This is a genomic window from Schleiferilactobacillus shenzhenensis LY-73, assembly GCF_000469325.1.
Classification (GTDB): Bacteria; Bacillota; Bacilli; order Lactobacillales; family Lactobacillaceae; genus Schleiferilactobacillus; species Schleiferilactobacillus shenzhenensis.
On the sequence record NZ_KI271597.1, the window covers coordinates 31842 to 41391 of the forward strand.

Consider the following 9550-nt stretch of genomic DNA (forward strand, 5'->3'; position numbering starts at 1 on the left):
CCTACAACAAGGCCGGTCTTGAAGACTTTTAGCGGTTTTTGCTAAAAGGCTTCAAGCCGCGCCCACCACGTTCCAGCCCCCTCCCGCGGAGCCCTCCGTCACCCGGGTATAGCGCTAAACTTAACTTTTCTCACCACAAGAACGAGGAGGTCACCTATGGCCATTTCTGACAACGCACCGCTCCCTCAGCACATCGCCATCATCATGGACGGCAACGGCCGCTGGGCGAAGGCGCGGCACTTGCCCCGGGTCGCCGGGCACAAGGAAGGCATGGATAATGTGAAGCGCATCGCCATTGCCGCCAGCCATCTCGGCGTCAAGGTGCTCACAGTCTACGCCTTCTCCACGGAGAACTGGCGCCGGCCCACGGACGAGGTGTCCTACCTCATGAGCCTGCCCGTGAAGTTCTTCAACCACTACATGCCCGACCTGATGGCCGAGAACGTGAAGGTGGAAGTGATGGGCTACCTGGACGAACTGCCGGCGGCCACCAAGCAGGTGACGCTGGACGCCATGGACCAGACCAAGAATAATACCGGGATGATCTTGAACTTCGCCTTCAATTACGGGGCCCGGCGGGAGATCACCACAGCGGTGCAACAGCTGGCGGCGGAAGCCGCAGCGGGTACCGTGCAGCCGGCGGCGATCACCGAGCAGATGGTAGCCGACCGGCTCTTTACCGCTCAGCTGGGCGATCTGGCTGATCCGGATTTGCTGATTCGGACCAGCGGGGAGGAGCGGCTGTCGAACTTCTTGTTGTGGCAGCTGGCTTACAGCGAGTTTGTTTTCACCAAGGTGCATTGGCCGGACTTCACCAGCGCTGATCTGGAAGCGGCCATCGCCACGTATCAGCACCGCCAGCGCCGTTACGGCGGGCTGACGACAACGAAGTAACGTAGGAGGAATTTTGGGATGCGGCAACGGGTAATCACAGCAATATGGGCGTTAGCGATTTTTCTGCCCACGATTTATTTTGGCGGCTGGGCGATCGAAGTCTTGGCCATTCTTTTGGCGCTGATCGGCCTCTCTGAGTTTTTCTTGATGCGCAAGCGCATTGTGGTTTCGCCGGACTTCATCGTCGCCGGCCTGGGCATCGTCGTGATGATTCTGCCCGCCGGCTTCTACGGCTGGCTCAAATCGTGGCTGCCCAATAACGTGTCCCACTGGTTCAATATCACGGAATTCCTCATGGTGCTGTTCATGATCATGCTGGTGATCACGGTGACCAGCAAGAACCGCATCAACGTGGAGGACATCGCCATTTCGACACTGGCCATGGCTTACCTCGGCTTCGGCTTCGGCGCGCTGGTGCTGGTCCGGAACCAGGGCAGTTTCGTCAAGCTGCTGTTCGTCCTGCTCATCGTCTGGGTGACCGATTCCGGGGCGTACCTGATTGGCAGAAAGTTGGGGAAGCACAAACTCACTCCTATTTCGCCGAACAAGACCTGGGAAGGCTCCATCGGCGGCACCGTCAGTGCGGTGATTGTCGGCACCTTGTACTGCCTGGCATTCCCCGAGGTGCAAGCCTACGCCCTGTGGCGCATGATTCTCATCATCCTGATCCTCTCGGTCGTCGGCCAGTTCGGCGACTTGGTCGAGTCCGCCTACAAACGTTACTTTGGCGTGAAGGATTCCGGTAAGATTTTGCCGGGTCACGGCGGTATTCTCGACCGGTTTGATTCATTGTTGTTCGTCCTGCCGCTGGTGCAAATCTTCGGCTTGATTTAAAAGGAGTGAATCCATGAAGGGCGTTATTGCATTCATCCTGGTCTTTGGCATCATCGTACTGGTCCACGAATTCGGCCACTACTTTTTTGCCAAACGGGCCGGGATCCTGGTCCGTGAATTCTCCATCGGCATGGGGCCGAAGCTGTTCTGGCACCGGTCCCACGGGACGACCTACACCATCCGCATCCTGCCTTTGGGCGGGTACGTGCGCATGGCCGGGACCGCTGACGATGAAGATGAGCTGGAACCAGGGACCATGGCCACACTGGTTTTGAACGATGCCGGCGTCGTCACCACAATCAATACGAGTGATAAGGTGACCAACGTCAACGGGGTGCCCTTGCAGGTGTCGAAGAGCGACCTGGAGAAAGAGTTGTGGGTCGAAGGGTACGAAAACGGCGACGAGTCTGTCGTCAAACGCTATTCGGTGGATCACGACGCTACCGTCATCGAGAAAGACGGCACCGAGGTCCAGATTGCCCCGTTGGACGTTCAGTTCCAGTCCGCCAGTCTGGGCCGGCGAATGCTGACGAACTTCGGCGGTCCGCTGAATAATTTCTTGCTAGGGATCATTACCTTCATCCTCATCGCCTTCATCAGCGGCGGGGCACCGAATACCAACCAGACGATGATTGCCGCCACCCAGGCCGGTTCGCCAGCGGCGACGGCCGGCTTCCAGGCCAAAGACATCGTTACGGCGGTGAATGGCAAGGCCGTGACCGATATTGCGGACTTTTCTAAAAAGATCCAAGCCCAAGGGACCAAGCGCATCGCGATTACGGTGGACCGCAACGGGACGCGCAAGACCCTGCACGTGACGCCGGCGGAGAAGACGGTCAGCGGGAAGAAAGTCGCTCAGATTGGCGTGGAGATTACCGCCGGCCGGGACACCGGCACGTGGGCGAAGATTAAGTACGGCTTCACGGAGACGTGGTATATCATTACCCATATTCTCCAAATCCTGGGGTCGTTCTTCACTGGCGGCTTCAGCCTGAACAAGCTGGGCGGACCGGTGGCCATCTACCAGGCCTCCAGTCAAGCAGCCAGCTTCGGCTGGCTCTCCGTGGTGACCATGATGGCCAGCCTATCCGTCAACCTGGGACTAATGAACCTGCTGCCGATTCCGGCGCTGGACGGTGGGAAACTGCTGCTGAACATCGTCGAAGGGGTGCGGGGGAAGCCCATTTCTGAAGAAAAAGAAGGCGTGATCACCCTGATCGGTTTCGGGCTGCTGCTATTGCTCATGATCGCCGTCACCTGGAACGATTTTCAACGGTTATTCACGCACTGAGTCCGGTGAGGGATTCGGGAAGAAAGGAAGAGTCTTGTTGTGCGTCAATCCAAAATGTTAATTCCGACACTGAAAGAAACACCGTCTGATGCCGAAGCCGTCAGCCACCAGCTGATGCTGCGGGCGGGCATGATCAAGCAGGAGGCAGCGGGGGTCTATGTGTATCTGCCCCTGGCGTTTCGGGTGCTGCAGAAGATCCAAGGCATTATCCGGGAAGAAATGGCCAAAATCGACGGCGTGGAAATGCTCCTGCCGGCGCTGATTCCTGCTGAGCTATGGCAAGAATCCGGCCGTTACAGTACCTACGGGCCGAACCTGTACCAGCTCAAGGATCGTCACGACCGTACGCTGCTGCTGGGCCCGACCCACGAAGAGACGATGACCGACATCATCCGCAGCAGCGTCAAGTCCTACAAGAAGCTGCCGCTCCTGCTTTACCAAATTCAGCCCAAGTATCGGGATGAGGATCGACCGCGCAACGGCCTGCTCCGGGGCCGGGAGTTCATCATGCAGGATGCCTATTCCTTCACGGTGGACACCAAGGACTTGGACACCATTTTTGACCACGTGGAGTCGGCTTACATCAATATTTTCAACCGCGTGGACTTGAACTACCGGGTGATCATCGGCGATGCCGGCGCGATGGGCGGCCAGGACTCCAAGGAATTCTCCGCCATTGCGCCCATCGGTGAAGATACCATTGCCTATTCAGACGGCAGCGATTATGCCGCCAACCTGGAGATGGCCAGCAGCCAGCTGCCGGCCGTGCAGAATCACGAAGATCCCCAAGAATTGAAAAAAGTGGCCACCCCGGGCGCGAAGTCCGTGGAGGATGTCGCCGCCTTTCTGAAAGTCGATCCGGATGAGATCGTGAAGTCGCTCTTGTTCATTGCGGACGACAAGCCGGTCTTGGCCTTGATCCAAGGGACCCACGAAATCAACGAAATTAAGCTGAAGAACTTCTTGCACGCCGACGAGCTGCGCCTGGCCAGCGATGACGAGGTACAGCAGTACCTGCACGCCCCGGAAGGGTCCCTCGGGCCGGTGGGTATCGATAAAGACATTCGCATCGTGGCTGACCTGACCATCAAGACCATGGCCAATGCGTATGTCGGTGCCGATGAAGAAGGGTACCACTATGCCAACGTCAATGTCGGCCGAGATTATACGCCGGACGACTATGCCGAGATCCGCACCGCCCAAGAAGGGGAGACTTCTCCGGATGGGGAAGGCAAGCTGAAGTTCACCCGGGGCATCGAGATTGGGCACATCTTCAAGCTCGGTACCCGCTACTCGAAGATCATGAACGCCACGGTCCTGGACGAGAACGGCCGGGCCGTGCCGGTGGTCATGGGCAGCTACGGTATCGGTGTGTCGCGGCTATTGTCCGCCATCGTCGAGCAGCATAACGACGACCACGGTATTATCTGGCCGAAGGCGATCGCGCCATTTGACATTCATGTGGTTCCCGTTAATATGAAGAACGATGACCAGCGCGAATTGGCAAATGAGATCGACGCCAGTCTGACGAAGGCGGGCTACGAAGTCCTGCTGGACGACCGCAACGAGCGGGCCGGCATCAAGTTCGCCGACGCTGATTTGATCGGTATTCCCATCCGTATCACGGTGGGCAAGAAGGCCGCCGACGGCATCGTGGAAGTCCATCTGCGGGCCAGCGGCGATAACATCGAAGTCAAGAAGGAAGAATTGAGCAACGTGCTGCCGATCCTCCGCGCCAAGCTGGACGGCGAACACGCCGAGTAACGTTTTTTGCATCCGTAATCGAATAGAAGAAAGGGTTGAGTCGCTTGGCATTATCACCTGAAGAAATGTTGACCCAACTCCTCGACCAGATCCACTTTACGGTCTCCGCTGATGCTGGCGGGGACCGTTTTGCCGATGGGGCCGTGGAGAAAGTCATTGTCCACGAATCTGCGCAGCAGTGGGAGTTCGTGATCAAGCTCCAGCACCTGCTGCCGTTTTCCGTCTACAGTGTCTTTCTGGCCGATCTGACCAAGGCCTTCGCCGACATCGCTTCTGTGGCGGTGCGGTTTGACGTGGCCGACCCTCAGGTCGACGACCATCTGCTGGCCGATTATTGGCCCTACATCGTCAAGACCTGTGCCGGCTCCTCGCCGGCCCTGGCCCAAGTCGCTGCCCCCCAGCGCCAAGGCGACCGGATCGCCATTAGCGTGGACAACGAGGTTGTGAAGAAATTCGTGATCGAGAGTGCCCTCAGCGGCATTGAGGACATGTACGCCCGGCTGGGCTTCCCCCGGTTCAACATCCACGTTTACGTGGACGAATCGAAGACCCAGGAAAAAATCGACGCCATGCGCGAACAGCAGGCCCAGCAGAACCAGGCGCTGGCGGCCCAAGCGCTGGCCAAAGCCGAGGAGAAAGCCGCCAATGGCGGCCGGGGCAGCAGTAACGGCGGCCCCAGCGGCGACGGTGTCCACATCGGCAAGGGGATTCCGGCCGATGCCCCGGTCCGCCAGATGGCGGATATTACCGAACCGGACCGTTCCCTGGTCGTCCAGGGGAAAATATTCTCCAGCGAAGTGCGCGACTTGCGTTCCGGGAAACAGATGCTGATTTTTGAAGTGACCGATTATACCTCGTCCTTCAAAGTGAAGTGTTTCTCCCGGGAGAACGGGACGGATCCGGAGTTTGCCCAGGTGGCTGTCGGTCAGTGGGTCAAGGTCCGCGGCCCCGTCGAGGAAGACCGCTATTCCCAGGAACTGACCATCAGTGGCTATGACGTCCAGACAATCAACCACCCGGCCCGCCAAGATACGGCCGCGGGGGACAAACGCATCGAATTGCACCTGCACACCACCATGTCCCAGATGGATGCCACCAATTCGCCCACGGATTATGTGACCCAAGCGGCCCAGTGGGGTATGCCGGCCATCGCCGTCACCGACCACGCCGTCGCCCAGGCCTTTCCCGAAGCGCACACGGCGGGTCTGAAGAACAAGATCAAAGTGCTCTACGGTGTCGAGATTAACTTGGTGGACGACGCCACCCCCATTGGCTACAACTTGCGGGATGAAGCGCTCCACGGGGACGAAGAGTACGTTATCTTCGATATTGAAACCACCGGCCTTTCTGCCCCCACCGACCGGATCATCGAAATCGGTGCGGTGAAGATGAAGAACAATAAGGTGCTGGCGAAGTTCGACGAGTTCATCAACCCGGGCTTCCCTCTGAGTGCCACCACCATCAATCTGACCACGATCACCGATGAGATGGTCCAAAGCGGCGGCAGCGAAGAGGAAATCATCAAGAAATTCACCGACTTCGTGGGCGATGCCATCGTCGTTGGCCACAACGTCACCTTCGATATCGGCTTCATCAATGTTGCGCGGCACCGGCTGGGCTGGCCGGATGTCCCCAACCCCATTGTGGATACGCTGATTATGTCCCGCACGCTCCATCCCGAACGCGGCCGCCACACACTGGACACCCTGGCCCGGGCTTACAAGATTACACTGACCCAGCACCACCGGGCCAGTGACGACTCCGAGGCCACCGGTTACCTTTATTTCGCGCTGCTCAAGGAGATGCAGGAGAAGTTCGGCACCGTCAACCTGAGCGAGATGAACGACCACGTCGGCGGCAAGGACGCCTGGATCAATGCCCGGCCCAGCCACGCAATCCTCATCGCCAAGACCCAGGCGGGCTTGAAGAATCTGTTCAAGATCGTTTCGTTCTCTCTGACCGATTACTTCCACCGTGTTGCCCGGGTCCCCCGCAGCATGCTCAACAAGTACCGCGAGGGCATCATTGTCGGCAGCGGCTGCGCCCAAGGCGAAGTCTTCACGGCGATGATGCAGAAAGGCTACGCCGATGCGAAGGCTCTGGCCGGTTATTATGATTACCTGGAGGTCCAGCCCCACGCCGCATACCAGCCGCTGATTGCCAGCGAGCTGATCAAGAGCAACGACCAGCTGGAAGAACTCCTGAAGAACATGGTCAAACTGGGGCAGGAGCTGAACAAGCCGGTGGTCGCCACGGGCGATGTCCACTTCCTCAACCCGGAAGACGCCATCTACCGCGAGATTTTGCAGCGGTCGATGAAGATCAATGCCCACCGGCACGTGGATACGCCGGATCTGCACTTCCGCACCACCGATGAAATGCTGGCCGATTTTGCCTTTCTCGGCGAAGAGACGGCGCACCAAGTCGTGGTGGACAACACCCACGTGGTGGCCGACTGGGTCGATGACGACATCACCCCGGTGAAGGACAAGCTGTACACGCCCCACATGCCCGGCGCCGAGGACGATATTCGCCGGCTGACCATGGATAAGGCCCGGGAACTCTACGGCGATCCGCTACCGGAGATCGTGCAGGCGCGGCTGGATAAAGAACTGAAGAGTATCATCGGCAACGGCTTCTCGGTCATCTACCTGATCGCCCAGAAGTTGGTGCACAAGTCCAATAAGGACGGGTACTTGGTTGGTTCCCGGGGCAGTGTGGGCTCCTCACTGGTCGCCACGATGACCGGGATCACCGAGGTCAATCCATTACCACCGCATTACCGCTGCCCGAATTGCCAATACTCCGAATTCTTCACCAAGGGGGAGATTGGTTCCGGGTTCGACTTGCCCAATAAGAAATGCCCAAAGTGCGGCGCCGAGCTGGTCAAAGACGGCCAGGATATTCCCTTCGAAACCTTCCTGGGCTTCAAGGGGGACAAGGTGCCCGATATTGATCTGAACTTCTCTGGCGACTACCAGCCCATTGCCCACAACTACACCAAGGTGCTGTTCGGCGAGGACTTCGTGTACCGAGCCGGCACCATCGGCACCGTGGCTGACAAGACCGCCTATGGCTACGTCATGCACTACGAAGAAGTCACCGAACAGAAATTGCGCGGGGCCGAGGTCGACCGCCTGGCCGCCGGCTGCACCGGGGTCAAGCGCACCACCGGTCAGCACCCGGCGGGCATCATCGTTGTGCCGGACGACATGGATATCTACGACTTCACGCCCATCCAGTACCCGGCTGACGATACCGACGCCGCCTGGAAGACGACCCACTTTGATTTCCATTCCATCCACGACAACATCTTGAAGCTGGACATCCTGGGCCACGATGACCCGACGATGATCCGCACCCTGCAAGACCTGACCGGCGTCGACCCGAAGAGTATTCCCTTCGACGACCAGGGCGTCATGGGGCTTTTCTCCAGCACCGAACCGCTGGGGGTGACCGAAGAACAGATCCAATCCAAGACCGGCACGTTAGGGGTGCCCGAATTCGGCACGCGCTTCGTCCGGGGTATGCTGGAAGAAACCCACCCGACGACCTTCGCTGAACTGCTCCAGATTTCTGGTCTGTCCCATGGGACCGATGTGTGGCTAGGCAACGCGGAAGAGCTGATCCAGAAGGGCGTCGTCAAGTTGAAGGACGTCATCGGCTGCCGGGACAACATCATGATGGACTTGATTCACTGGGGCGTCGATTCCCAACTGGCCTTCCAGGTCATGGAACACGTCCGCAAGGGCCGGGGGATTCCCGATGAGTGGCAGGACGAGATGCGCAAGAACAAGAACATTCCGTCCTGGTACATCGATTCCTGCCTGAAGATCAAGTACATGTTCCCCAAGGCCCACGCCACCGCCTACATCGAGATGGCGCTGCGGATCGCCTGGTTCAAGGTCTACTACCCGCTGGCCTATTACTGTGCCTACTTCTCCGTCCGCGCCGATGATTATGACCTCGTCGCCATGACCCATGGCAAGCAGACGATCAAGGAAGCGATGCAGACGATCAACGACAAGGGCAACGATGCGACAGCCAAGGAGAAGGGGCTGCTGACGGTCCTGGAAATTGCCAACGAGTGCTGGGAACGGGGCATCCACATCAACATGGTGGACGTGAAGCGTTCCGAAGCCCAGGCGTTCCAGATCATCGACGACCATACCTTGTTGGCGCCGTTCAACGCGGTGCCGACGCTGGGGGTCAAAGTGGCGAAGAACATCGTCGCCGCCCGCGCTGAGCAGCCGTTCCTGTCCAAAGAGGACATGGCGACCCGGGGCGGTGTGTCGAAAACCGTCATGGAATACCTGGACAAAAACGGTGTCCTGAACGACCTGCCGGACGAGAACCAGCTGTCATTGTTCTAATGGAGACGTCAGCTGTCTCGCGCTGGCCCGGGTGACTCCGGGCTCCGCGGGAGGGGGCTGGAACGCTGCGGGGCGACTTTGAGCCAAATGCAAAGAGCGCATTTGTCTCAAAGCTCGCCCTTCTTGTAGGCGGCAAAGCCGCCAACAAGAATTTCGCGGCTGAGCCCCCTCCCGCGGAGCCCTCCGTCACCCTACATTCTCGGAGACTGGAAGTGTCTCGCTCGTCAGGAAATCATGGCAGCCTTCTCCCGAACATCAGGTACTCCGTTTGCAAATCCAAAGTGCGGTCGGCACTCCTGGCAAATGTGTCCTGGTTCGGAAGACTTTACGATTGGGCAGGATGTAGGCGATTTGGGCCCGGAGGCTGGCGGGGCTCAGCCATGAAATTGTTGTT

Annotated in this window: 5 protein-coding genes; all 5 read left to right on the top strand. The window is 58.6% G+C overall.

Features of this window, described 5'->3' with window-relative positions:
* The first annotated feature begins 156 nt into the window (after window positions 1-156).
* The 5 genes from L248_RS10675 to L248_RS10695 are packed head-to-tail and all read left to right on the top strand — an operon-like array spanning window position 157 to window position 9156.
* Window positions 157-894, top strand: a complete 738-nt coding sequence (locus tag L248_RS10675; protein WP_022530232.1) for an undecaprenyl pyrophosphate synthase — start codon at window positions 157-159, stop codon at window positions 892-894.
* A gap of 18 nt (window positions 895-912) precedes the next feature.
* Window positions 913-1728 carry a phosphatidate cytidylyltransferase gene (locus L248_RS10680; RefSeq protein ID WP_022530233.1) on the top strand — a complete coding sequence of 272 codons (816 nt, stop codon included), beginning with the start codon at window positions 913-915 and terminating at the stop codon, window positions 1726-1728.
* A gap of 13 nt (window positions 1729-1741) precedes the next feature.
* Entirely contained in the window at window positions 1742-3019 is a 1278-nt protein-coding gene (gene rseP, locus L248_RS10685) for an RIP metalloprotease RseP (RefSeq protein WP_022530234.1), read from the top strand.
* A gap of 39 nt (window positions 3020-3058) precedes the next feature.
* On the top strand, window positions 3059-4783 hold the full coding sequence (locus tag L248_RS10690; protein ID WP_040536353.1) for a proline--tRNA ligase: 1725 nt from the start codon (window positions 3059-3061) through the stop codon (window positions 4781-4783).
* 44 nt (window positions 4784-4827) lie between these two features.
* Window positions 4828-9156, top strand: a complete 4329-nt coding sequence (locus L248_RS10695; protein WP_040536355.1) for a PolC-type DNA polymerase III — start codon at window positions 4828-4830, stop codon at window positions 9154-9156.
* The last annotated feature ends 394 nt before the right edge of the window (window positions 9157-9550 follow it).